Raw genomic sequence first — 24,031 nt, 5'->3', positions numbered from 1 at the left:
TCAGTCTCGCTCGATGAGGTGGCCCACCACGTCCGGCCCCGGGTGGGCGTGACCCGACCCGTCCCGGCGGACGTCGATCTCCGGGAGCTCCACCGGATCCCCGTTACGCGCCGCGCCCGCCGGACGCGGGCCGATCCATGCCACCCGCAACGCCGTCTCGCCCTTGAGGAACCGCTGCGCACGGACACCGCCCGTGGCCCGGCCCTTCGCCGGGTACTCGCTGAACGGCGTCACCTTCACACTCGCGCCCGTCGAGGTGATCACCAACGGCTCTCCGTGCTCGTCGTCGTCCGTGCGGATTGCGCCGAAGAAGACCGCTGAACCCGCTCCTACGTTGATGCCCGCCATGCCGCCGCCCTTCAAGCCCTGGGGGCGGACCAGCGATGCCGCGTACTTCAGCAGCGACGCTTCCGACGTCACGAAAGCCAGCGTTTCCGAGCCGTCGCGAAGCCATGTGGCACCGACGACTTCGTCGCCGTCCTTCAGGGAGATCACTTCGAACTCGTCCGAGCGGACCGGCCACTCCGGGGAGCACACCTTGACCACGCCGGCGCGGGTTCCCAAGGCCAGGCCCGGGGAGCCCGCCGCCTGGTCGCCCAGGGGCGCGATGCCGATGACCGTCTCGCCCTTCTCCAGCGGCACCAGCTCGCGAGCCGCCATGCCGCCGCGCAACGAGACCGTGCCTGCCTGCTCCGGGAGCACTGGCAACGGCAGGACGTCCGTCTTGAACGCCCGGCCTCGGCTCGTCACCAGCAGGATCTGGCCACGCGCCGTCGTGTGGACCACCGCCGCCACCGCGTCGTGTTTCACGCGGCCGTTGCGCCGGCGCGTCTCCGTCGACTCCTCCGACTCCGCCGCCGTGCGCGCGACCAGGCCGGTCGCCGACAGGATCACCTGGCACGGGTCGTCCGTGACCTCCAGCGGGCCCGAAGGCTTCGACGCGGCCAGGACCTCCTTCAGGTCGCCGTCGATCAGGGCCGTGCGGCGCTCGGTCGGGAAGTCCTTCGCGATCTTCGCCAGCTCCGACGAAACCAGCTTCTTCAGCACCGACTCGTCGTCGAGGATCTTCGACAGCTCCGCGATCTCCTCGCGCAGCCGGTCCTGCTCCGACTCCAGCTCCAGGCGGTCGTACTTGGTCAGCCGGCGCAGCGGGGTGTCGAGGATGTACGTCGCCTGGATCTCCGACAGCTTGAAGCGCGTCATCAAGCCGTCCTTGGCGGCGGCCGCGTTTTCGCTTTCGCGGATGAGCTTGATGACCTTGTCGATGTTCAGCAGCGCGATCAGCAGGCCGTCGACGAGGTGCAGCCGCTCTTCGCGCTTGCGGCGCCGGTACTTCGTGCGCCGCGTGACGACCTCGTAGCGGTGCCGGAGGAAGACCTCCAGCAGCTCCTTCAGGCCCAGGGTCTGCGGCTGGCCGTCGACGAGCACCAGGTTGTTGATGCCGAACGACTGCTCCAGCGGCGTGAGCCGGTAGAGGTCCGCCAGCAGCGCCTGCGGGTTGACGCCGACCTTGCACTCGATGACCAGCCGCGTGCCGTTCTCGCGGTCGGTGAGGTCCTTGACGTCGGCGATGCCGGTGAGCCGCTTGGACTTGTTGACCTCGTCGGTGATCTTCTCGATCACCTTCTCGGGGCCGACGCCGTAGGGCAGTTCGGTGACGGTGATCGCCTGCCGCCCGCGGCTGCCTTCGAGGGGCCCGGTCTCGCAGTTCGCGCGCATCCGGACCACGCCGCGGCCGGTCTCGTACGCGCGGCGCACCTCGTCGAGGCCGAGCAGGCTGCCGCCGGTCGGGAGGTCGGGGCCGGGCACGAACTCCATCAGCTTGTCGAGCGTCGCGGTGGGGTGCGTGATCAGCCACCGCGCCGCCGCGACGACCTCGCCGAGGTTGTGCGGGATCATGTTGGTCGCCATCCCGACCGCGATCCCGGACGTGCCGTTGACCAGCAGGTTCGGGAACGCCGCGGGCAGCACGGACGGCTCCTCGAGCGAACCGTCGTAGTTCGGGCGGAAGTCGACGGTGTCCTCGCCGAGCTCACCGACGAGCTGCATGGCTTCGGGGGACATGCGGGCTTCGGTATAACGCGAAGCAGCCGGTCCATCGTCTGGGCTACCAAAATTTCCGTGCCCGTCGATGAGAGGCGCGTTCAGCGAGAAGTCCTGCGCGAGGCGGACCATCGCGTCGTAGATCGCGGTGTCACCGTGCGGGTGGTACTTGCCCATGCAGTTGTGGACGGCAAAACCCTCGGCCGTGAACTCGTGATCGTCGCTACCGACCTGGATGTCGTAGGTGACGTCCGGCTCGACCGGCTCGACCGAGACGACTTCGAGGAACGAGAACCCCTTCAGTGCGTCGAGGTTGTCGGCGAGCGGCGAGCCGATCCGGCGCAGCTTGTCGATCCAGCCGTCTTGGCAGGCCCGGGAGAGCGGGAACGAACGGTCGGCAAGTGCGGTTCCGTGCCTGTCCTTGCCGTAGCGGACCTTGGCCCCGCTGACCGCCGAAAGCGATGCCCGGAAAGCGGTCCCGGTCGTGTCGCGGAACCATCCGCCGCCGGTGTGGGCGGCCGAGAACTCGGCCATGACAGCTTTGGCGGGCAGCCGGTCGTTGCCCTGTTTGCCGCCGTACCCGTAGGCGATTTCCGTGAGGCTTTCCAGCGCGCTCTTCTTGTAGCCGATCTTGGTCCAGGGCAGCAGAACCTGAGCCAGAGCCGCGGCGTCCGCACCGCTGATGGACAGACCCAGCAAGGTCTTGTGGCCGTTGGGCTTCGGGTTGGTCCAGTGGTGACCGTGGATGCCCAGATCCGCGAGTATCGCGTAGACCTGCCGGATGAGCGTTTCGCTCGTGCTGACGTAGACGATCTCGCGGTGGTTCTTCCGGATGTAGCCGTCACCGTCGAAGATGCCCGCGAGGAAGGGCGCCCAGGCAGAGCGATCCGCGAGAACGTCCGCCGGAACGGTCTTCTCGTCGCTGCGAGGGCTTCCGGCAGCGAGCAGACCGTCGTGGCGGGAGAAGGTGAGGATGTGCTGGTCGCGCCAGCCCGGCTTCGCCGCGACGCGGGTTCCGCGGGACACACCGACTCCGTTGGCCGTCGCCCACTCGTGCACCGCGTCGAGCGGTTCGACGTCGCACATGTGGATCCGGACCCGGCCGTCCGCCTTGCGGTTCCGGTCGACCGCGAAGCCCTCGGCGGTGATCAAGCCGAGGAGATAGGCGTAGCGATCGCCGCCGGCCGGGAGGCTTTCCCGGCGGGCGTTGCCGTACGCGACGGTCAGCCGTCCGGTGAGGTCGCGCGCGTCCGTCCAGGTCAGCGTCGAGTCTTCGGCCACGGTCCGGAACCGCTGGCCCGGCGTCACGAGCATCGTGTGCCCGTTCGACCAGGTGACTCGCACGAGTTCGGACGCCGGGTTCTCGTAGACCTCGGTGACGGGGACCGCTCGGCCCCGGCTGTCGAGGACATGCTCGCCGATTTCGATCTCTTCGATCGGCCGGAGTCCGTCGGGGGTCGACACGAGCGCGCCGCGGACGAAGCAGTCACCGACGACCCGGGACGACTTCACATACGCGTGCGTGGGCCGGTATCCCTGCTCGTGCATGGAAAACAGGATCCGGCGGTGCACCGGCTTCAACCCGTCCCGCGCGTCCGGGAGGGCGCGCGAGTGGATGACCGAATACGCGTACTCCAGGTACGAGTCCTCGATCTCGGTCTTCAGCGAGTTGTCGAAGACGTTCGCACCGGCGGAGTCGAACGCGCTGGGATCGACCTTGGTGGTGGTGCCCTTGCGGCGTGCCACGGCAGAACTCCTTGGTAGCTACGAAAATTAAGCGTCGATGGCGTCGCGGTCGATGCGGTCCGAGGAGGCGACCAGCCAGTTCCGCCGGGGCTCGACCTTCTCGCCCATCAGCAGCTCCAGCGCGCCCTCGGCGGCCTCGGCGTCGTCCATGGTGATCCGGCGGACCGAGCGGCTGGCGGGGTTCATCGTGGTGTCCCACAGCTCGTCGGCGTCCATCTCGCCGAGGCCCTTGAACCGCGGGACCGGCGTGACGATGCTCTTGCCCGCCCGCTCCAGCTCCGCGTACTTGGTTTCCATCTCCTGCTGCGTGTACGTGAAGTGCGTTTCCGGGTTGCGGCCCTTGGTGACGAGCTTGTGCAGCGGCGGCATCGCCGCGTACAGCCGGCCGTCTTCGATCACCGGGCGCATGTACTTCGCGAACAGCGTGATCAGCAGGGTCCGGATGTGCGAGCCGTCGACGTCCGCGTCCGCCATCAGGATGACGCGGCCGTAGCGCATCGTCGTCAGGTCGAACGTGCGGCCGGTGCCCGCGCCCAGGACCTGCACGATCGACGCGATCTCGGCGTTCTTCAGCGTGTCGCCGAGTGACGCCTTCTGGACGTTCAGGATCTTGCCCCGCAGCGGCAGCAGCGCCTGGTACTCCGACACGCGCGCCATGCGGGCCGACCCCAGCGCGCTGTCACCCTCGACCAGGAACAGCTCGCTGCGGGAGACACCGGTGGTGCGGCAGTCGACCAGCTTCGGCGGCATCGCCGCGCCCTCGAGCGCGGTCTTGCGCCGGGCCGCGTCCTTCTGCTGCTTCTGGGTGAGCCGGACGCGGGAGGCGTCGACCACCTTCTGCAGCACGACCTTGGCCTCGGACTTCGTCTTGCGGTCCTCGGTCCAGGCCTTCACGTGCTTGTCGACGATGCCCTGGATGACGCGGGTGATGCCGGCGGTGGACAGCTCGTCCTTGGTCTGCGACGTGAACTGCGGCTCCGGCAGCCGGACGTGCACCACGGCCGTCATGCCCTCGAGGACGTCCTCGATCGTCGGCATGTCCTCCTTGGGCTTGAGCAGCCCGCGGGTCTTGGAGATCGCGTCCTGCAACGCCTTCGCCATCGCGCGGTCGAAGCCGCGGCGGTGCGTGCCGCCGTGGACGTTGCGGATCGTGTTGGTGAAGCACTCGACCGTGCGCTCGTAACCGGTGCCCCAGCGCAGCGCCACCTCGATTTCGGCGTGACGCTCCACATTGGACTGCATGACGCCGGCCGCGTCCGCCGCGTTCTCCTTGTACGTGCCTTCGCCGGTGATCAGCAGCGTGCCGCAGACCGGCTTTTCGCCCGACGGCGTCAGGAAGTCGACCATGTCGACCAGGCCGTGCGGGAAGTGGAAGGTCTCTTCGTTGATGGTGTCTTCGATGGCCGTGCGCAGCACGTACGTGACACCCGGGACGAGGAACGCCGTGTTGCGCAGCTTCGCCCGCACGCCTTCGACGTCGAGCGCCGCGCCGGACTCGAAGTACCGCGAGTCGTACCAGTAGCGGATCGACGTGCCGCTGCGCTCGCCGCGCTTCATCTTGCCGACGAGGTTCAGCCCGGAGTGGCGGGTGAACTTCGCCTTCGGGCCCGGTGCGTCGAAGTTCCCGGGGATGCCGTGCTTGAACGACATCTGGTGGACTTTGCCGTCCTGCTTCACCGTGACGTCGAAGCGGTGCGACAGCGCGTTGACCGCCGAAGCGCCGACGCCGTGCAGGCCGCCGGAGGTCTTGTAGCCGGAGCCGCCGAACTTGCCGCCGGCGTGCAGCCGGGTCAGCACCAGCTCGACGCCGGACAAACCGGACTTCGCGTGGGTGCCGGTCGGGATGCCGCGGCCGTCGTCGTCGACCTGGACGCTGCCGTCGGCGTGCAGGGTGACGACGATCTTCGTGGCGTGACCGGCGACACCCTCGTCGGTCGAGTTGTCGACCACCTCGGAGAAGAGGTGGTTGATGCCCCGGCTGTCGGTGGAGCCGATGTACATCCCGGGGCGTTTGCGGACGGCTTCGAGACCCTCGAGGTGGGTGAGGTCGTCGGCCCCGTACAAGGTCTCGGCAGTCACAGGGTCGTTCTCCCGGATCGTGGCTCGCGAAAGGTGTGCTGAGGTGCGGACTCGGCCTGCACCGTACTGCAGGATATCCGCCCACCCCGACAACTTCCGCGCGTCCGTCCCCCGGTGTGGCGTGGAGCGCTCCCTAGCGGGGGTCGAAACCGAGGTCGGGCCACAGGCCCAGCAGGGCTTCGATCTTCCGCGGGACCTGGAAGCTGTTCCGGAAGTTCGGCTTCTCCCCGATCGTGGCGAGGCCCTTGCGGAGCTCGCCGAACGCCGGCTTCGCGGCCGTCTCCCGGGTCAGGAGGTAGCAGTACGTGCGACGCGGGTAGGCGAACTCGTCGACGTACGCCTGCAGCACGAGACCCGGCGGCTCGGTCCGCGACCCGACCAGGGCGCGGCCCTGTTTCTGGCTGTACACACGGATCACGTGCACACCCGGGCGGAGCGTGCGCGGCGGGTCCTGGCCCTGGCCGTCGTCGGCCCAGAACAGCTCGACCCGGAACGGTGACTCGCCGTTCTCGCCCGGGTGGGTGTATTCGCGGGTCAGCTCTTCGAGCCGGTACTCGGCCTCGGCCGACGGCTCGCCGCCCTCGACGAGGCTGACGAGGTACAGCTCGGCCGGGCGCGGCCAGTTCGGCCGGGGGACGTCGGTGGCTTCGGCCGCTTCGGTTTCGGCCGGTGCCGCAACCGGTTCCGCGGCGGCGGGCGCCGGGACTTCTTCGGCCGGGCCGGGCGTGTCGGCGGCCGCGGCCGGCGCGGAGACGGGCGTCTCGGGTTCGGCCGGCTCCGGCTCGGCCGGGCGGACCGGCGACGCGGCCGGGGGAGCGGGCCGGACCGGCGACGGCGCGGGGGCGGCCGGGCGGACCGGGGACGGCGGCGGGGCGGGCGCGGCCGCGGGCCGGACCGGGGGCGCCGGGCGGCTCGTGACGACCGGCCGCGCGGGCGGGGCGGACCGGGTGGCCGCCGGGCGCGGCGCGGTGACCGGCTTGCCGGCGCCGTACTGCTCCAGGAGCGGCTCCAGGTCACCCGCGGTCAGCGCGGGCCCGGCGAGGTCGCACCATTCGAGCCAGGCTTCCTGGGCTTCTTCGACCGTGTGCTTCTCGTGCGAGACGGTGACCGCCTCGAACAGCTGACGCGGGCCCGCCGCGGTGACGTCGGCCGAGCCGACCACGACGAACGCCGGGTCGTCCTCGGCGATCACCAGCTTCGCGTTCAGCCCGCGCAGCGAGTGCACGAGCACGCCCGCCTTCACCCAGTGCAACAAGGCGTGCGGGCTCGTCGCGCCGGACAGCACCGTGTCCAGGCTCGCGTCCGTGATCACCGTGTCGCCGGGCTGCAACGGCAACAGCGCGGCCGCGCCGGGACCGACGTGACCGAAGGCGGCCACCAGGTTCCGGCGAGGCGCGAGCAGTGGGGTGATCGAGCCCCAGATGTCGCGGCCCGTGAGAAGTCGTACCGAACGTTCTGCCAGACCCAGCCGACCGAGCTCCGCGTCCATGCCCCTGACCTTACTGGGTGCCCCCTACGGCATTGACGGCCGGAATATCTCTTGCTTGGAAGTAGTTGAACGCGCATGTAAGATGGCGGTGCGAAGGGAGCAGGTCATGCAGTTCGGAATCTTCACGGTGGGCGACGTCACGACCGATCCCACGAACGGCACCACGCCGACGGAACACGAGCGGATCAAGGCGATGGTCCGCATCGCGCTCAAGGCCGAAGAGGTCGGTCTCGACGTCTTCGCGACCGGTGAGCACCACAACCCGCCGTTCGTGCCGTCGTCCCCGACGACGATGCTCGGCCACATCGCCGCGCGGACGTCCAAGCTCATCCTCTCGACGTCGACGACGCTGATCACCACGAACGACCCGGTGAAGATCGCCGAGGACTTCGCGATGCTGCAGCACCTCGCCGACGGCCGCGTCGACCTCATGATGGGCCGCGGCAACACCGGCCCGGTCTACCCGTGGTTCGGCGAGGACATCCGGCAGGGCATCCCGCTGGCCATCGAAAAGTACGCGCTGCTGCGCCGGCTCTGGCGCGAGGACGTCGTCGACTGGCAGGGCAAGTTCCGCACGCCGCTGCAGGGCTTCACGTCCACGCCGCGGCCGCTGGACGACGTCCCGCCGTTCGTCTGGCACGGGTCGATCCGCAGCCCGGAGATCGCCGAGCAGGCCGCGTTCTACGGCGACGGCTTCTTCGCCAACCACATCTTCTGGCCGAAGGAGCACTTCCAGCAGCTGATCGCCTTCTACCGCGAGCGCTTCGAGCACTACGGGCACGGCCAGGCCGACCAAGCCATCGTCGGCCTCGGTGGGCAGGCCTTCATCCGGCCGAAGTCGCAGGACGCGTGGACCGAGTTCCGGCCGTACTTCGACAACGCGCCGGTCTACGGGCACGGCCCGACGCTGGAGGAGTTCACCGACCAGACGCCGCTGACCGTCGGCAGCCCGCAGGAGGTCATCGACAAGACGCTGACCTTCCGCGAGCACTTCGGCGACTACCAGCGCCAGCTGTTCCTGATGGACCACGCCGGCCTGCCGCTGAAGACCGTGCTGGAGCAGCTCGACCTGCTCGGCGAAGAGGTCGTCCCGGTGCTGCGCAAGGAGCTCGACGCGCTGCGCCCGGCGCACGTGCCGGACGCGCCGACGCACGAATCCCTGAAGGCCGCGACGCTCGTCGGGAGTGAGGCATGAAGCTCGCGGTGGTGACGGCCGGGCTGTCCGTGCCGTCCTCGACCCGGCTGCTGGCCGACCGGCTGGCCGCGGCGACCACCAGCCACGTCGCGGCGGCCGGGGCGCCGGTCTCCGTCGACGTCGTGGAGCTGCGGGACATCGCGCTCGACGTCACGAAGAACCTGCTGACCGGCTTCCCGAGCCCGGAGCTGCGGGCCGCCATCGAGACGGTGACCGGCGCGGACGCGCTGATCGTCGTGACGCCGGTGTTCACCGCCGGGTACAGCGGCCTGTTCAAGTCCTTCTTCGACGTGCTCGACGCGGACTCGCTGGCCGGCAAGCCGGTCCTGCTCGGCGCGACCGGCGGCACCGAACGCCACTCGCTGGTGCTCGACTACCAGCTGCGGCCGCTGTTCGGGTACCTGAAGGCGGACCCGGTCGCGACAGGTGTGTACGCGGCTTCGTCGGACTGGGGCAGCGGAGAAGGCGCGTTGCAGCGGCGGATCGAGAAGGCCGGCGCCGAGCTGGCTTCACTCGCCGCCGGACGGCCGGCCCTGCCCGCCGAGCCGGACTTCGTGCCCTTCGACCAGCTCCTGGCGGAAGTGTCCACTCAGGACCGGTAGCGCACCCGGTAGCTCAGGTGCGTGACGCCGTCACCGGCGACGACCTCGACCCGCTCCAGCCCGGCGCGGCCGGGGTCGACGTCTTCGAAGTAGCGGACGCCCTCACGCAGGAACACCGGCACGAGGTCGATCTTCAGCTCGTCGAGCAGGCCGAGCTCGAGGCACTGCCGGGCGATCGACGGGCCGGAGACGCCGACGTTGCCGTCCCCGGCCGCCTTCGCCTGCTCGATCGCGCTGCGGACGTCCGAGACGAACGTGAAGGGCGCCAGGTTCGCCTCCGGCCAGTCGCTCGGCGGTGGGCGATGGGTGACCACGAACGCCCGGCCGCCGCCGGGCGGGTTGCCGCCCCAGCCGTGGGTGTGGTCGAACACCGTGCGGCCGCAGACGAACGTGCTGTGCGCGGCTTGGTCCAGGTGCCGCTTCAGGTAGTCCGCGCTGGCGGGGGCGACGTGGAAGGTGATCGGGTAGCCGACCATCGGCACCTCGACGTCGCCGGCTTCGTACCAGTCGAACAGCGGCCCGACGCTGTTGTCGGGTCGCGCGACGAACCCGTCCAGGGACATGCAGAAACTGGCGACGACAGTCATGCCAGCACCGCGTCGAGGCGCTCGTAGGACTCCGTGATGCCCTTGCTCATACCGCTTTCGACGGCCGCGTCGCGGGCCTCGACGGACGGGAAGACCGAGCGGCCCTCGATCCGCGTGCGGCCACCGAGGTCGACCAGGGTCATCGACTCGAGCGTGACCTCGCCGGGCGCGCCCTCGAACTCGAAGGTCTGGATGATCCGGTCCGCGCTCACCGTGTGGAAGACGCCGCGGAAGCGGTACTCGCCGCGGTCGTCCCGGTGGACGTAGTGGTAGCCGCCGCCCGAGCGGGCGTCGAACTCCAGGATCTCCATCTCCATGCCGTGCGGGCCCAGCCAGCGGACGACCAGCTCCGGGTCGGTGTGGGCGCGGAACACGGCGGCCGGCGACGCGGCGAACTCGCGCGTCACCTCGATGAACGGGGTGCCGGGACGGGCGGTGATCGTGGTGCTCATTCGGTTTCCTCCAGGGCTTCCAGGACGGCGTCGAGCCGCCGGTAGCTGCGTTCGGTGGCCAGCCGGTAGGTGTCGATCCAGCCGGTGAGGGCTTCCAGCGCGGCCGGCACGAGGTGGCACGGCCGGCGCTGGCCGTCGCGGCTGCGCGTGATCAGCCCGGCCTGCTCCAGGACCTGGATGTGCCGGGAGATCGCCTGCTTGGTGATGGCGAAGGGCTCGGCCAGCTCGTTGACCGTCGCTTCCCCGCGGGACAGCCGCGCGACGATCGCCCGGCGGACCGGGTCGCCGAGCGCGGTGAACGCCCGGTCCAGTGCCGCCTCGTCAACCGTCATCTTTATCAACCAATCTCTTTATCAACTGAGGTGTTGACTATCGCACGGGGGCCCGCCGCCGTCAACAACCTGCCGAAAGTAGGGGGTGCCCGACGTCGTCCGGCAGCGGTGGGCGCCCCCCGGAGATCCTTACTTTTACCCGCATGACCAGGCTCTTCCTTGTGCTCGCGGCCCTGCTGCTGGGCACCGCGACCCCCGCCGCCGCGGCCCCGGCACCCGACGTCGACGGATACGTCCGCGCCTACCTCGACCACACCGGCCTGCCCGGTGCCGCTGTCGCGATCACCCACGGCGCCGACGTCGTCCGCGTCGCGGGATACGGCGCGGTCGGCGCGTCGACACCGCTGCCGATCGCGTCGCTGAGCAAGTCCATGACGGCGTTCGCGGTGCTCCAGCTCGTCGAGGCCGGCCGGGTCGGGCTGGACGAGCCGGTGACGCGTTACCTGCCGGAGTTCCGGCTCGCCGATCCGCGCGCCGCCCGGATCACCGTCCGGATGCTCCTCGACCAGACGTCCGGGATGGCCGACTCGGCGTTCCCCGACCTCCGGCTCGCCCAGCCGCACACCCTCGCGGAAGCGGTCGAGCGCCTGCGTGACGCGCCGCTGGCGAGCGAGCCCGGCGCTGAGTTCCACTATCACAACCCGAACTACGAGGTCGCCGCCCGGATCGTCGAGGTCGTCGCCGGGCAGCCGTTCGCCGGCTACCTGAGGACCCGGCTGTTCGCGCCGCTCGGGATGACGTCGAGCACCACCGTGGACACCCCGCCCGCCGGGACCGCCGGGTACGTCCGGGCGTTCGGGTTCGAGGTCCCGGTGTCCGAACCGGACTGGTTCACCGGCGGCAGCCACGGCGTCCTGAGCACCGCCGGCGACCTGGCCCGGTGGCTGCTCGCACAGCGTGACGGCGGCGGTGTGCTGTCCCCGGCGTCGGTCCGGGCGGCGCACACCCCGGCGCCCGGGCGCGACTACGCGCTGGGCTGGAGCGTCCGCGACGGCCGCGCGTCGCACACGGGCGAGTGGTTCAGCCACACCGCCGCGCAGATCCTGCTCCCGGACGGGTACGGCATCGCGGTGACGACGACCATGGGGATGGCGCTCGACAACGAGGCCGAGGTGCTGGCCCGGGGCCTCGCCGACCTGGTCGAGGGCGGTGCGCCGGAGCCCGCGCTGCCCGCCGGGGTGATCGCGGACCGGGTGCTCGCGGGCTTGGTGTTGCTCGCGGTGGGACTCGCCGTCCTCGGCGTCCGGCGGGCCGGCCGCAAGCCACGCTGGTGGCGGGTCGTGCCGCCGGTGCTGCCGCTCGTCCCGCTCGTGTTCCTGCCGCAGCTGCTCGGGGTGGTGTTCGCCGGCCGGCGGGGTACCTACAGCCAGGTGCTCTACGTCTGGCCGGGGCTCGTGGCCGCGCTCGGCGTGGTCGCGCTGGCGGGCCTGACCGTGACGGCGGCGCGGGTCCGGGTGCTCGCGAGTGGCACGCGGCGCCGTAACCAGGAAGAATCGTGCGAAACGAGGGGAGACGCCCAGTGGGCATCGGCAAACAGGCGAAGCGGATCCTGATCACCGTGGCGGGCGCGGTCCTGCTGCTGGTCGGGGTGGCGCTGCTCGTGCTGCCCGGCCCCGGGCTGCTGCTGGTGCTCGCCGGGCTGCTGCTGCTCGCCTCGGAGTTCCCGGCGCTCGAGAAGTACGTCGACCCGGTGCGCGACCGGGCGATGAAGGCGGCCGAGGACAGCGTCTCGTCCCCGCTGCGGATCGCGGGCTCGGTGCTGGCCGGGCTGGCGCTGCTGGCCGCGGGGATCGTCTGGGGCACGGTGAAGTCCCTGCCGTTCGCGGGCTGGAGCACCGGGTCGAGCCTGATCCTGTCGTCGGTGATCCTCTTCGCGCTGCTGATCTGGAGCTATCGCCGGGTCAAGTCGCGCCGGGCGGAGCCCGCGGCCCCCAAGAACTGACGGGTAACTGTGCCGGTCTTTACCAATCCGACCACAGTCACGGCCGAATGGCCCTCGTGGCAACGGTTGCCTGCCGCTCGAGGGGCGGCCTGCTTTTGGCCGGATTGGTAATCTCGGCGCCATGAGCGCCGGATTCCAGCGCGCCCGCCGTCCCGAGCAGGTCGAGGCGCGGCGCACCGCGATCCTCGCCGCCGCGCGGGAGCTGCTCGCGGAGCGGCCGGTCGCCGAGATCAGCCTGCGTGAGCTGGCGTGCCACGTCGGGCTCGCGAAGTCCAACGTGCTCCGCTACTTCGACAGCCGCGAGGCGGTCTTCCTCGAGGTCCTCGACGGCGAGTGGACGGACTGGCTCGACCACCTCGACGGCGCTTTCGGCGAGCCGGTGGACCACGAGCGGGTCGCGGCCGCCATCGCCGGGACACTCGCCGGGCGAAGGCTGCTGTGCGAACTGGTCAGCTCGATGGCCCCGGTGCTGGAGCGCAACATCTCGCTGGAGTTCGCCCGCGACTTCAAGCGCCGGGCGGCGGCGAACACCGGGCGGCTCGCCACGCTGGTCCGCAAGCAGGTGCCGGAGCTGTCGGACGACGCCGCCGCGCACTTCGCGCTCGCGGTCGTGGTGCTGGTGTCCGGGGCCTGGCCGCTGGCCAACCCCACCGACGTGGTGGCGGCGGCCGCCGCCGAGCTGGGCGGCGTGCCGTCGTTCGCGGACGGGCTGACCGAAGGGCTCACGAACCTGCTGGCCGGGCTCGTCGCGCGGCGGCGGTGACGATGTCGGTGTTCTCGAGAACGGCCTTCTCGTAGCCGTTCTCGGCGACCTCCAGCATCGCCAGGCCGATCTCCTGGTTGGTCGTGACGAAGCCGGGGAACAGCCGCCGCAGCACCGGGTACAGCGGCATCGCCACGCGGTAGAGCGTGCGGTACAGCGTGGTCTTCGACGTGATCCCGTGCATCGGCTGGATGTAGCCGGGCCGGAAGGCGAACGCCTTGAGCGGCAGCTTCGCCAGCGCGTTCTCCGTGGCGCCCTTGACCCGCGCCCAGCGGACGCGGCCGCGTTCGCTGCTGTCGGCGCCCTGGCCCGAGACGTACCCGAACGTGGTGTCCGCCGGCAGCTTTCCGGCCACCGAAAGGGTGAGCTGGTAGGTGATCCGCTCGTACTCCTCCGGTTTCATGCCCACCGAAGACACCCCGAGGCAGAAGAAGCACACGTCGTACCCGGTGATCGGCTCGAGCGCGAAGAGGTCCTTCTCGACGACCTCGGTGAGCTTCGGGTCGGTGACCCCGAGCGGCGTCCGGCCGACCGCGAGCACCGCTTCGACCCGCTCGTCGAGCAGGCATTCCCGGAGCACGCCTTGCCCGACCATGCCGGTCGCGCCGAAGAGAACGACTCTCATGCGCCGGTCATCGGCAGCAGGCCGCGGTCGCTGAAGACCTTCTTGGCCACGGCGGTCGCGTTCAGCGCCCGCGGGAACCCGCAGTAGGCCGCCGACTGCAGCAGCGCCTCCACGATCTCCGCCGGGGTCAGCCCCGCGTTCAGCGACGCGTTGACGTGCACCTCCAGCTGCGGCTCGCACCCGCCGAGGGCGGTCAGCATGCCGAGCGTGACGAGCTGCCGGTCCCGCGGCACCAGCTGCGGCCGCGTGTAGATCTCGCCGAAGCCCCACGAGACGAGGCTGTCTGCCAGCTTCGGCGAAATGTCTTCGAGGCTGTCGAGCACCCGCTGCGCGACCTCCTCGCCGTTGAGGTCCACCAGGGCTTCGCGGCCGCGTGCGAAACGATCATCGGTCATGGCTTCGACGGTAGCCCCTGGAGCACGCTCCAGGTCAAAAACAGGGCCGCACCGGGAGGCTCCCGGTGCGGCCCCGGCCGAACGGATGTCAGATCGCCAGCGTGGTGCCCCGGGCCGACAAGCCGGTGTTCACGTAGACGGAGAAGCTGGTTCCGGTCTCCTCCGTGCGGGTGCCCGCCGTGTTCGTGCTCCAGAACCGCAGCTGCACGTACGACCCGTTCGGCTGGTCGGCCGGCACGTCGAAGCCGACCGTCGCCGAACCGTCGGGCCCGGGCGCCACCGTCGTCTCCGGGCCGGAGCCCAGGGCGTACCCATAGGAGGCGAGGTTCGCCTGCACCGGCGTCAGGGTGCACTGGATGTGCTGCCCGGGCGACACGGACCAGCCGGGTACGTCACACGAGAACCGCGGCGCCGAGTAGTTGACGTAGAACGTGTAGCCACCCTGCTCGGACACCGAGCCGTTGGCGAACTTCGTGGTCACCCGGACGCCGTTGATGTAGGGCACCGTCGGCGCGAAGACGACGCTCGCGGTGCCGTCCGGCCCCGCGGCCACCGTCCCCGAGGGACCGTTGTCGAAGGCGTAGGTGTAGCTGACCGCGCCCGGCACGGGCGAGGAGAACACGAACGTGCCCGGGCTGCCGACCGCGCCGGTCATGTCGCCGCCCTCCGGGTACTCCGCGCTCGTCACCTTCGGCTTGTTCGAAGCGACCGAGACGTTCACGCCACCCCAGCCGGAGTTCTGGCCCGAAGCGGTGGTGGTGTAGCCGTAGAGCGAGCCCGAGAACGACGTCGCCGGCGTGACCGTGACGGTCGCGGTGCCGTCCGCGTCGAGCGGCACGGTGACCCACTCGCCGTCGTTCCAGTGGTAGGTGAACGAAACGGACCCGGGCAGCACGGCGTGCGCCCGGAACTGCGCGGGCAGGCCCTGGGTCGGGTTCGCGGTCAGCGACTCGACCTCCGGCTCGCCCGGCTCGACGAAGAACGCTTCGGTGCTCTCCGACGTCAGGTAGCCGGTGGCGAGCTTGGCCTGCACGGACAACTGGACGTAGGTGAGCTGCGGATCGGTCGGGGTGACCGGCACGGTCGCCGTCCCGTCGGGGCCGGCGGCCACCTCGTCCTCCGCCTGGTCGCCCACGTGGTAGACGTACGCCGTGACCGGGGTGCCGCCGACGGGCGTGAACGTGCACGTCCGCGTCACGCCGACGAAGTCGTCGAACGGCGCGCAGGTGACCCCGGGCTCGTTGGAAGCCACCCAGAACCGGTAGCCGGCCGAAGGCGACTGGTTGCCCGCCGCGTCGACCGACACCGCGCCGATGCCCACCGGCCCGCTGCTGCGGGGCGCGTACCGGACGGTCGCCTTGCCGCCCTTGCGGTCGGCGGCGACGTACCCGCCGTCCCACTGGAAGCCGACGACGTCCTTGTCCCCCTTGGCGTCGAACACGAACGTGCCCGGCACGCCGGTGCCGCCGGTGCCCGGGTACTCGTAGACGTAGTCGGGCGAGGTGATCACCGGGGCCGCCGCGGGCGGGGTGAAGTCCGTGGTGAACTTGCAGGTGCCGCTCCACGGTCCCCAGACGCCCTGGTAGTCCTTGCCCCGCGCCTGCCAGACGTAGGTGACGCCTTCGGTGAGGAACGAGTCCGCGTCGGTCCAGATCTCGCCGTTGAAGCCGGCGCCCATGGTGCCGACCGTCTTGCGCTGGTCCGGCGCGTCGGCGGGCCAGAACGCGAACTCCCCGTCGGTGATCGAGTCGTCCCCGTCGGGCACGGTGGCGCTCAGGTGCGCCTGGCGCGAGACCACGAGGGGCTTCGCCGTGCACGCCTGGTAGTTGACGGTGAGCCCGGACGGCTTGCCCGGCACCTTGTCGAAGGTGAGCCCGAGCACCGCCTTCGGGTCGTACTCCCGGCCGAGCGCCAGGTCGTTCTGCTGGTTGTCGGGCAGCCGCAGGACGAACGTCGCCGTGGTGCGGCCGGCGTCGAGCGCGGCCTGGATCGCCGCGGTGACCGTCCACGTCACCTTCGGCGACGGGCACGAGGAGTCGATGTACGGGCCGGTGGCCTTGACGAGCTCCGCCGGCTGGGTGTTCCAGGTCGGCTTCTTCGCCGGGTCGGTCAGCCAGACCTCGGTCGACCGCGGGTGGGAGCAGTCGGTGACGGCGGTTTCGCCGATGCTCACGTACGCGCGCTCGAGCGGGTTGCCCTTCAGCGCGGAGATGTCGAAGGTGAAGTAGGACTTGGACACGTGGTTGGTGCCGCCGGCGTAGACGTGCGCGCCGACCGGCGCGTTCCCGCGCGGGTTGACGAAACTCGCCTTCGGCGCCGCCGAGTCGACGTAGGCCCACGACGAGGCCGCGGTCTCGGTGACCGTCTGCGCCGAGGCCGGGCTCGCGGTGAGCACCGCGGCGCCGGCCGCGACCAGCGCCGTGACGAGTGTGAGGACGCCCGCTCTGGCGGGCAGGAACGATCTTCGAGAGCCCAAAAGGCTCACCCCCTGTGCGTGTGCACCCGGTGGCCGCGGACTACGGCCATACCGCTATCGCACACGCACAGGGGGTGTTACCGGTTGCCTTTACTTCCCGCTGGAGTACAACGCGCTGACGTCCGCATCGGACAGCGCCCGGTCGTAGACGTGGACCTGGTCGACCGCGCCGTTGAGGTAGTCGACCGGGTTGCCGCCGTACTTGCCGCGCCCGATCACGGTGTGGCCGGTGGACGGGTCACCGAGGCAGACGCTCTTCGTGGCGGCGAGCTGACCGTCCACATAGAGCTTGAGCGTGCCCGCGGCCGCGTCGCGGACGCCGACCACGTGGTACCAGCGGTTCGGTTCCGGAGCCGTGGGCGCCAGCGCCCGCGTGCCCACGAAGCTCATCGCGAGCCGGTGGTCCGCGCCCGAGTACTGCAGGAAGAAGGCGCTGGTGCTGTCGCCGTCCTGGCTGACGATCGTCTGGAAGCCGTCGCCCACGGCGGTGAACTTGACCCACGCCGCCGCGCTGTAGCTGCCTTCGGTGTTCACCAGGGTCGCGTTCGTGTCGGCGAACTGGCCGGAACCGTTGACCGCCAAGGCCGAACCGCTCTTGCCCTCGGTCCAGGACGCGCCGCCGACGAGCGTGGCGTCGTGGTCGCCGACCGAGTCCGCGGCCGTCGTGCCGGTGTTCTCGTCGAACCCGTACGCCGCGATGCCGTCGATCCCCGGCGTTCCCGCGGGCACCGAAGGCCCGGCCACCGGCTTGCCCGTGGCGCCCTTGATGACCGCCTCGTTGGCCGCGCGGACCGCCGCGAAGTCCATCTTCTTCACCTGCCGGTCGTAGGTGAAGAAGCCGTTGACCTCCTTCTCGACGTCGGTGGTCTGCGTGTAGACACCCGCCGAGACACCACACCGCTGGGCGACCAGCAGCAGGCGCTGCTGGAGCTCGCCGTAGCGCCGGGTCAGTGTCGCGCTGTCGGGCTCCATCTCGTAGGCGAAGCTGCCCGCCGGGTCGAACTCGTGCCCGGCGACCTTCAGGCCGAGGCCGCCGTACTCGCCGTCGACGGCCGCGCGGGTTCCGGTTTGCACCGGCGTTCCGGGCCCGGTGTAGGTGTGGTCGTCGTAGATGTCACCTTTGCCGCTGTCCGGTTCGGACCGGCAGCAGTTGACGCCGGACTCGGCGTTCACCAGCCGTGACGGGTCCCACGACTTGACCTCGTCGGCGATCCGGCCGACCTCGTAGTCGCCCCAGCCTTCGTTGAACGGCACCCACGTGACGATCGACGGGAAGCTGCGGTGCTGGTCGATCATCCGGTGCATCTCGGACTCGTAGTTGACGCGCGAGGCCGCGGACGGCTCGATGTCGTCCTTCATCGCCGGCATGTCCTGCCAGACCATCAGGCCCAGCTTGTCGGCGTAGTAGTACCAGCGGTCCGGCTCGACCTTGATGTGCTTGCGCACCATGTTGAAGCCGAGCGCCTTCTCCTGCTGCAGGTCGAACTTCAGCGCCGCGTCGGTCGGCGCGGTGTAGATGCCGTCCGGCCAGAAACCCTGGTCGAGCGGGCCGACCTGCATGACGAACTTGCCGTTGAGCAGCATCCGCTGCTTGCCGTCGGCGGTCTTGCCGACGCTGATCGACCGGAGGCCGAAGTACGAGCCGACTTCGTCCCCTGTGGACAGACGCACGCGCAGGTCGTAGAGGAACGGGTCGTCCGGCGACCACAGGTGCGGCCGGTCCACCTTGAGCTTCAACGGCTTGTTCGCGTCGCCGGACACGCGCCCGACCGGGCGGCCGTGGTCGTAGGCGACGGCCTCGACGCGCTGCTTGACCGGCCCGCCGACCACGGCGTTCACCGTGACCGAGCCGCTCGCGACGTCCGGCGTCACGTCGAGGCGGTCGATGTGCGCGGACGCCACCGGCTCCATCCAGACGGTCTGCCAGATGCCGGAGGACGGCGTGTAGAAGATGCCGTCACCGGGCTGGCGCTGCTTGCCGATCGGCTGCCCGCCCTGGTCGTTCGGGTCGGCGACGCCGACGACGATCTCCTGCGTCTTCTTGGTGGTCAGCGCGTCGGTGACGTCGACGGACCACGCGTCGTACCCGCCGGTGTGGCGGCCGACGGTCTTGCCGTTGACGATCACCGTGGCGTCGTAGTCGACGGCCTGGAAGTGCAGCTGCAGCCGCTGTCCCTTGCCGATCTGCCAGTTCTTCGGCACCTCGAACGTGCGGCGGTACCACATGTTCGTCTCGTGCCGCATGATCCCGGACAGCGCGGACTCGACCGGGTACGGCACGAGGATCCGCTCGCCGAGCGTCTTCCCGACCGGCGCGGCCTCACCCGGGGTCGCCTTGGCGAACTCCCAGACGCCGTTGAGGTTCTGCCAGTTGTCGCGGGTCAGCTGCGGCCGCGGGTAGTCGGGGAGGGCGTTGGACGGCGAGACGTCCTTCGTCCACGGTGTCGACAGCGGCGGGGTCAGCCGCTGCCATTGCGGTGACGACGCGGCGTGTGCCGCTGGGACCGTGAGTCCCGTGACGGCGAGTGCCAGGGCGACAGCCCAGCGGGCAGGGCGGAACATCGTTGAACCTCCTGGTAGGGGACAGGGTTCAGCGGGTTCGGGAGCGCGCCAAGAGGCGCTGGATCACCACGACGACGAGCAGGAAGGCCCCGCTCACCACCGTCTGGTAGTTGGAGTCGAGGGTGCCGATCTGGTTGATGACGTTCTGGATGAGCGTGCGCAGCAGCACGCCGACGAGCGTGCCGATGATCGTGCCGGCGCCGCCGGTGAGCAGCGTGCCGCCGATGACGACGACCGAGATCGCGTCCAGCTCGGTGCCGACGCCGATCACGGTGACGCCGGACTGCAGGTACGCGGCGGTGAGGACGCCGGCGAACCCGGCGAGCGCGCCGCTGAGGGTGTAGAGGCTGATCTTGGTGCGGGCCACCGGAAGGCCCATCAGCATCGCGGAGTTCTCGGCGCCGCCGATGGCGAACACGGACTGCCCGAACTGCGTGCGGCGCAGCAGCAGCCCGCCGAGCGCGAACAGCACGAGCGTGATGTACACCGGCACGCCGATGCCGAAGATCGTGCCCTGGCCGAGCCAGAGGAACGCCGAGCCGGGCTCGACCTTGTACGTCGTCGAGCCTTCGGACGTCAGGGCGAGCAACAGTCCCCGGGCGAACAGCAGCGTCGCCAGCGTGACGATGAACGGCGCCATCCCGGTGCGGGCGATGAGCAGGCCGTTGATCAGCCCGATCAACGAACACACCACCAGTGGCAGCAGGATCGCGACGACGAAGCCGTACTGCGCGCCGTACGCGGCGAGGACCCCGCCGAGCGCGTAGTTCGAGCCGACTGAGAGGTCGATGCCGCCGGAGATGATCACGAACGTCATGCCGAGCGCGATCACCGCGAGGAACGAGCCCTGCAGCACCAGGTTGCGGAGGTTGTCCGGGGAACCGAAGTGCGGGAACGCGAACCACGAAGCGAAGATGCCGAGCACGAGGACGACGGCCGCGCCCTGGCGCTGCAGAACCCCGGCGAAGGCCGCGTTGCGGGCCTGGGTCTGGGTCGCTGTCATCTGTTGCTCCGCTCGCGTGCGACGTAGACCGCGACGACGATGATGGCCGCCTGGACCATCTGCGCGGTGGAGTCCGGCAGGTTGTGCTTGATCAGGGTGGCTTGGACGAGCTGCATGAGCAGCGCGCCGAACACGGTGCCGAGCACGCGGACCCGGCCGCCGGTCAGCGGGGTGCCGCCGACGACGACCGCGGTGATCGCGGACAGCTCCATGAGCAGGCCGGCGTCGCTCGGGTCGCTGGCGGCCAGCCGCGACGTCGCCAGCACGCCGGCCACCGCGGCCAGCGCCCCGGAGATGACGTAGACGCTGATGAGCACCCGCTTCACCGGCAGGCCGGCCAGGCTGCTGGCGGCGCGGTTGCCGCCGACCGCGACCAGGTGCCTGCCGAACGTCGTGCGCTGCACGACCAGCCCGGCCAGCACCGCGAGCACCCCCGCGACGATGACCATGATCGGCACGCCGAGGAAGTCCCCGGTGCCCAGCTCCAGGAAGTCCTGGTTGTGCAGCTGGACGAGCTGGCCGTGGGCGATCACGAGCGCGAGCCCACGGCCGCCGACGAGCAACGCCAGTGTCGCGATGATCGGCTGGATCCCCAGGTACGCCACCAGGTAGCCGCTGAACAGGCCGGACACGATCCCGGCGATGGTCGCGACGACGACCGCCATCAGCGGCCCGGCGCCGAGGTAGAGCGGGATGAGCGCGGCGGCGATCGCCATCACCGAACCGACCGACAGGTCGATGCCCTCGGTGCCGATCACCAGCGCCATGCCGAGCGCGACGATGCAGACCGGCGCCGCCTGCACCAGCTGGGTGCGGAAGTTGGCCGCGGACAGGAAGTTCTCGGTGAACAGGACGTTGAACAGCAGCAGCACGACAACGGCCAGGTAGACGCCGTAGTTCTGCAGCCACGCGGTGACTTTCGCGCGGTCGGGGGATCGGGTCAGGGTGGCGCTAGACATCGTTGTCACCCTCGGTGGTCTCAGCGGCTATCGCGGTCAGGACGTTCTCCTCGGTGATGCCCTCGCCGGTCAGCTCCCCGACGACCGAGCCGTCGCGCAGCACGACCACGCGGTCGGAGCCGTCGATCAGCTCTTCCAGCTCGGACGAGATGAGCAGCACGCCGAGGCCTTCCTGCGCGAGCTCGTCGATCAGTGCCTGCACTTCGGCCTTCGCGCCGACGTCGATGCCGCGCGTGGGCTCGTCGAGCAGCAGGATCTTCGGGCCGGTGGCGAGCCAGCGGGCGAGCAGCACCTTCTGCTGGTTGCCACCGGACAGCTCGGACACCTTCTGCTCCGGGCTCGACGCCTTGATCCGCAGGCGGTCCATGAAGATCTTCACGACCTTGTCCTGCTTGGCCTTGCTGACCAGGCCGAACGGCGAGAGCGTCGGCAGCGCGGCGAGCACGATGTTCTCGCGGACCGACAGGTTCGGGATGATCCCGTCGGTCTTGCGGTCCTCGGCCAGCAGCGCGATCCCGGCCCGCATGGCGGCCTTGATCTTGCCCTTCTTGAGCGGTTTCCCGGCCAGCAGCACGGATCCGCCGTCGAGCGGGAACGCGCCGACGATGGCCCGCGCCGTCTCGCTGCGGCCGGAGCCGAGCAGGCCGGCGAGGCCGACGACCTCGCCGGGCCGGATGCTCACCGACACATCGTGCAGCCGCCGCATGCCGCTCAGGTTCTCGGCCTTGAGCAGCGGCTCGCGTTCGACGTCGTGTTCCTCGCCGAACGCCGTGACACCTTCCTCGCGGATCTGCTTGATCTCCCGGCCGAGCATCTTGGACACGAGCTCGATGCGCGGCAGGTCCTTCAACGGTCCACTGTGGACGACCCGGCCGTCGCGCAGCACGGTGACGCTCTGGCAGACCCGGTACAGCTCGTCCATGCGGTGGCTGACGTAGATGATCGCGATGCCCTCGCCGTGCAGGCGGTTCAGCACTTCGAACAGCGTCTCGACCTCGCGCGGCTCGAGCGACGACGTCGGTTCGTCCATGATGACGACCTTGGCGTCGGTCGAGACCGCCCGGGCGAGCGCGACCATCTGCTGCGCGCCCACCGCCAGCGTGTGCAGCGGGCGCTTGACGTCGTCGTGGATGCCGTAGCCCTTGAGCAGCTCGCGGGCGTCGGCGTGCATCTTGGACCAGTCGACGAGCCCCGCCCTGGTCCGCGGCTCGCGGCCGAGGAAGACGTTGCCGGCGATGCTCATCAGCGGGACGAGGTTGACCTCCTGGTAGATCGTGGAGATCCCGGCCCGCTGCGCGTCGATCGGCTGCCTGAACGTGACGGGCGCGCCGAGGTGGCGCACCTCGCCCTCGTCCGGCTGGTAGACGCCGGTGAGCACCTTGATCAGGGTGGACTTCCCGGCGCCGTTCTCACCGACGAGCGCGTGGACTTCACCGGGTCGCAGCGCGAAGCTGACGTCGTCGAGCGCGAGGGTGCCGGGGAACCGCTTGGTCACCCCGGTCACCTCGAGCACCGGTGCGGTCGTCATGGCGACGTCCTCTTCGGTGGCTGCCGTCATCAGTACGCGTTCCCGACCTTCTGCGCCGCGTTGGTTTCGTCGTACTGGTCGTCGGTGATCACGATGCTCGCCGGGATGGCCTCGCCGCTCTCGAACTTCTGCAGCGTCTGGAAGGCCAGCGGGCCGAAGCGCGGGTTGGACTCGATCACGGCGTTGTAGCTGCCGTCGGCGATGAGCTGCACGGCGTTGCGGGTGCCGTCGACCGAGACGATCTTGACGTCCTTGCCCGGCGCCTTTCCGGCGGTCTTGAGCGCGTTGACCGCGCCGACGCCCATTTCGTCGTTCTCGGCGTAGACGGCGGTGATGTCCGGGTGGCTCTGGATGAGCTGCTCCATCACGGACTGGCCCTTGGAGCGGTCGAACTCACCGGTCTGCTCGACGACCACGGACAGGCCGGGTGTCTTCGCGAGCTCGTCCTTGAAGCCCTGGGTGCGGTCGGTGGTCACGTTGTTGCCCGAGGAGCCGAGCAGGATGGCGACCTTGCCGTTGCCGCCCGTGGCCTTCGCCATGGCCTGCGCGGCGCGCTTGCCCTGCTCGACGAAGTTCGAGCCGATGAAGGTCAGGTAGTCGGTGCAGGCCTGCGACGTCACCTTGCGGTCGATGGTGACGACCGGGACCTTCTTGGCCTTCGCCGCGTCGAGCGCGGGCTGGAGGCCGTCGGAGTTCAGCGGCGCGACGACGAGCAGCTGGGCGCCGCGGTCGAGCATCGACTTGATGTCGCTGATCTGCTTGTTCAGGTCGCTCTGGGCGTTGGTGACGAGCAGCTTGTCACTCGCGATGCCGAGCTTGGCGGCTTCGTCCTTGATGGACTGCGTCTCGGCGATCCGGAAGGGGTTGGCTTCCTTTTCGGACTGGGAGAAACCGACCACCGCGGTCTTGAGGTCGACCTTGGGGTAACCGGTCTTGTCGATGGTGCAGCCGTCGGCGCTGGGGGCGACGGACTGCGCGGACGCGGCCGGCCCGCTCCCGTTCGAGGGGGCGGCGGGCGTCTCCTCGCGGGAGGTGCAGGAGGTGAGGGTGAGCGCGGCGGCGGCCGCGGTGACCAGGACCAGGCGGGGACGGGTGGACAGCGGCACGGTGACTCCTCGGGCAGCGACGGTGGGGCCCGCTCACCGGGGTGATCGGAGTCACCGCGGGAGCCTTGAGGTACTTTTTACATCGTTGGAACAACGTTGTAAACCGGCAAAATGTCGCTATGCTTCGGCTCACCATCTGAGAAGGAG

Annotated in this window: 19 protein-coding genes; 5 read left to right on the top strand and 14 right to left on the bottom strand. The window is 70.0% G+C overall.

The features are described 5' to 3' along the window. The 3 genes from ACZ61C_RS32490 to ACZ61C_RS32480 all read right to left on the bottom strand — a co-directional run bounded on the left by ACZ61C_RS32490 (position 1) and on the right by ACZ61C_RS32480 (position 7,357). Positions 1 to 3,789 carry a DNA topoisomerase (ATP-hydrolyzing) gene (locus ACZ61C_RS32490; protein WP_465311675.1) on the bottom strand — a complete coding sequence of 1,263 codons (3,789 nt, stop codon included), beginning with the start codon at positions 3,787 to 3,789 and terminating at the stop codon, positions 1 to 3. Between the two features lie 27 nt (positions 3,790 to 3,816). Continuing rightward, positions 3,817 to 5,868: a DNA gyrase/topoisomerase IV subunit B gene (locus ACZ61C_RS32485; RefSeq protein WP_465311674.1), complete on the bottom strand. Its 2,052-nt coding sequence runs from the start codon at positions 5,866 to 5,868 to the stop codon at positions 3,817 to 3,819. A gap of 133 nt (positions 5,869 to 6,001) precedes the next feature. Continuing rightward, positions 6,002 to 7,357: a phospholipase D-like domain-containing protein gene (locus ACZ61C_RS32480; RefSeq protein WP_465311673.1), complete on the bottom strand. Its 1,356-nt coding sequence runs from the start codon at positions 7,355 to 7,357 to the stop codon at positions 6,002 to 6,004. Between the two features lie 106 nt (positions 7,358 to 7,463). Here ACZ61C_RS32480 and ACZ61C_RS32475 point away from each other — a divergent pair, with 106 nt between their 5' ends. Together ACZ61C_RS32475 and ACZ61C_RS32470 are read left to right on the top strand one after the other, a co-directional pair. Then, on the top strand, positions 7,464 to 8,552 hold the full coding sequence (locus ACZ61C_RS32475; protein WP_465311672.1) for an LLM class flavin-dependent oxidoreductase: 1,089 nt from the start codon (positions 7,464 to 7,466) through the stop codon (positions 8,550 to 8,552). After that, on the top strand, positions 8,549 to 9,154 hold the full coding sequence (locus tag ACZ61C_RS32470) for an FMN reductase (protein WP_465311671.1): 606 nt from the start codon (positions 8,549 to 8,551) through the stop codon (positions 9,152 to 9,154). The genes ACZ61C_RS32475 and ACZ61C_RS32470 overlap by 4 nt, the downstream gene beginning before the upstream one ends. Here ACZ61C_RS32470 and ACZ61C_RS32465 read toward each other — a convergent pair. Genes ACZ61C_RS32465 through ACZ61C_RS32455 form a run of 3 tightly spaced genes read right to left on the bottom strand, consistent with a single transcriptional unit; the run spans position 9,142 to position 10,525 of the window. Then, positions 9,142 to 9,741, bottom strand: coding sequence for a dihydrofolate reductase family protein (locus tag ACZ61C_RS32465; protein WP_465311670.1), 600 nt, complete (start codon positions 9,739 to 9,741; stop codon positions 9,142 to 9,144). The two genes, ACZ61C_RS32470 and ACZ61C_RS32465, sit on opposite strands and share 13 nt — an antisense overlap. After that, positions 9,738 to 10,193 carry an SRPBCC family protein gene (locus ACZ61C_RS32460; RefSeq protein ID WP_465311669.1) on the bottom strand — a complete coding sequence of 152 codons (456 nt, stop codon included), beginning with the start codon at positions 10,191 to 10,193 and terminating at the stop codon, positions 9,738 to 9,740. Before ACZ61C_RS32460 ends, ACZ61C_RS32465 begins: the two co-directional genes overlap by 4 nt. Then, positions 10,190 to 10,525 (bottom strand): ArsR/SmtB family transcription factor, encoded by a 336-nt coding sequence (locus ACZ61C_RS32455; protein ID WP_465311668.1) that lies wholly within the window; start codon positions 10,523 to 10,525, stop codon positions 10,190 to 10,192. Before ACZ61C_RS32455 ends, ACZ61C_RS32460 begins: the two co-directional genes overlap by 4 nt. A gap of 143 nt (positions 10,526 to 10,668) precedes the next feature. Here ACZ61C_RS32455 and ACZ61C_RS32450 point away from each other — a divergent pair, with 143 nt between their 5' ends. From ACZ61C_RS32450 to ACZ61C_RS32440, 3 genes are all read left to right on the top strand, one after another. Beyond that, on the top strand, positions 10,669 to 12,078 hold the full coding sequence (locus ACZ61C_RS32450; protein ID WP_465311667.1) for a serine hydrolase domain-containing protein: 1,410 nt from the start codon (positions 10,669 to 10,671) through the stop codon (positions 12,076 to 12,078). Continuing rightward, positions 12,045 to 12,467: a PGPGW domain-containing protein gene (locus ACZ61C_RS32445; RefSeq protein ID WP_465311666.1), complete on the top strand. Its 423-nt coding sequence runs from the start codon at positions 12,045 to 12,047 to the stop codon at positions 12,465 to 12,467. Before ACZ61C_RS32450 ends, ACZ61C_RS32445 begins: the two co-directional genes overlap by 34 nt. A gap of 121 nt (positions 12,468 to 12,588) precedes the next feature. After that, a complete protein-coding gene (locus ACZ61C_RS32440; protein ID WP_465311665.1) occupies positions 12,589 to 13,230 on the top strand; it encodes a TetR/AcrR family transcriptional regulator in 642 nt (213 codons plus the stop codon). Here the strand turns inward: ACZ61C_RS32440 and ACZ61C_RS32435 are convergent. The 8 genes from ACZ61C_RS32435 to ACZ61C_RS32400 form a co-directional block, all read right to left on the bottom strand. Further along, the gene (locus tag ACZ61C_RS32435; protein ID WP_465311664.1) at positions 13,190 to 13,855 is read right to left on the bottom strand and encodes a Rossmann-fold NAD(P)-binding domain-containing protein; all 666 of its coding nucleotides are present in this window, start codon (positions 13,853 to 13,855) and stop codon (positions 13,190 to 13,192) included. The genes ACZ61C_RS32440 and ACZ61C_RS32435 overlap by 41 nt on opposite strands. Next, complete coding sequence (locus ACZ61C_RS32430; protein WP_465311663.1) at positions 13,852 to 14,250, bottom strand: carboxymuconolactone decarboxylase family protein; 399 nt, start codon at positions 14,248 to 14,250, stop codon at positions 13,852 to 13,854. The genes ACZ61C_RS32435 and ACZ61C_RS32430 overlap by 4 nt, the downstream gene beginning before the upstream one ends. Before the next feature lie 88 nt (positions 14,251 to 14,338). Then, complete coding sequence (locus ACZ61C_RS32425) at positions 14,339 to 16,735, bottom strand: DNRLRE domain-containing protein (protein ID WP_465311662.1); 2,397 nt, start codon at positions 16,733 to 16,735, stop codon at positions 14,339 to 14,341. Positions 16,736 to 16,816: 81 nt separating this feature from the next. Then, positions 16,817 to 19,288, bottom strand: a complete 2,472-nt coding sequence (locus tag ACZ61C_RS32420) for a LamG-like jellyroll fold domain-containing protein (protein WP_465311661.1) — start codon at positions 19,286 to 19,288, stop codon at positions 16,817 to 16,819. A 28-nt stretch (positions 19,289 to 19,316) separates the two neighbouring features. Further along, positions 19,317 to 20,291, bottom strand: a complete 975-nt coding sequence (locus ACZ61C_RS32415) for an ABC transporter permease (protein ID WP_465311660.1) — start codon at positions 20,289 to 20,291, stop codon at positions 19,317 to 19,319. After that, positions 20,288 to 21,250: an ABC transporter permease gene (locus ACZ61C_RS32410; RefSeq protein ID WP_465311659.1), complete on the bottom strand. Its 963-nt coding sequence runs from the start codon at positions 21,248 to 21,250 to the stop codon at positions 20,288 to 20,290. The genes ACZ61C_RS32415 and ACZ61C_RS32410 overlap by 4 nt, the downstream gene beginning before the upstream one ends. Then, positions 21,243 to 22,808, bottom strand: a complete 1,566-nt coding sequence (locus ACZ61C_RS32405; RefSeq protein ID WP_465311658.1) for a sugar ABC transporter ATP-binding protein — start codon at positions 22,806 to 22,808, stop codon at positions 21,243 to 21,245. Before ACZ61C_RS32405 ends, ACZ61C_RS32410 begins: the two co-directional genes overlap by 8 nt. Next, positions 22,808 to 23,884: an ABC transporter substrate-binding protein gene (locus tag ACZ61C_RS32400; protein WP_465311657.1), complete on the bottom strand. Its 1,077-nt coding sequence runs from the start codon at positions 23,882 to 23,884 to the stop codon at positions 22,808 to 22,810. Before ACZ61C_RS32400 ends, ACZ61C_RS32405 begins: the two co-directional genes overlap by 1 nt. Positions 23,885 to 24,031: the final 147 nt, after the last annotated feature.

This window comes from Amycolatopsis sp. NPDC104587 (assembly GCF_055583645.1).
This window is presented reverse-complemented; position numbering and strand designations above follow the sequence as displayed.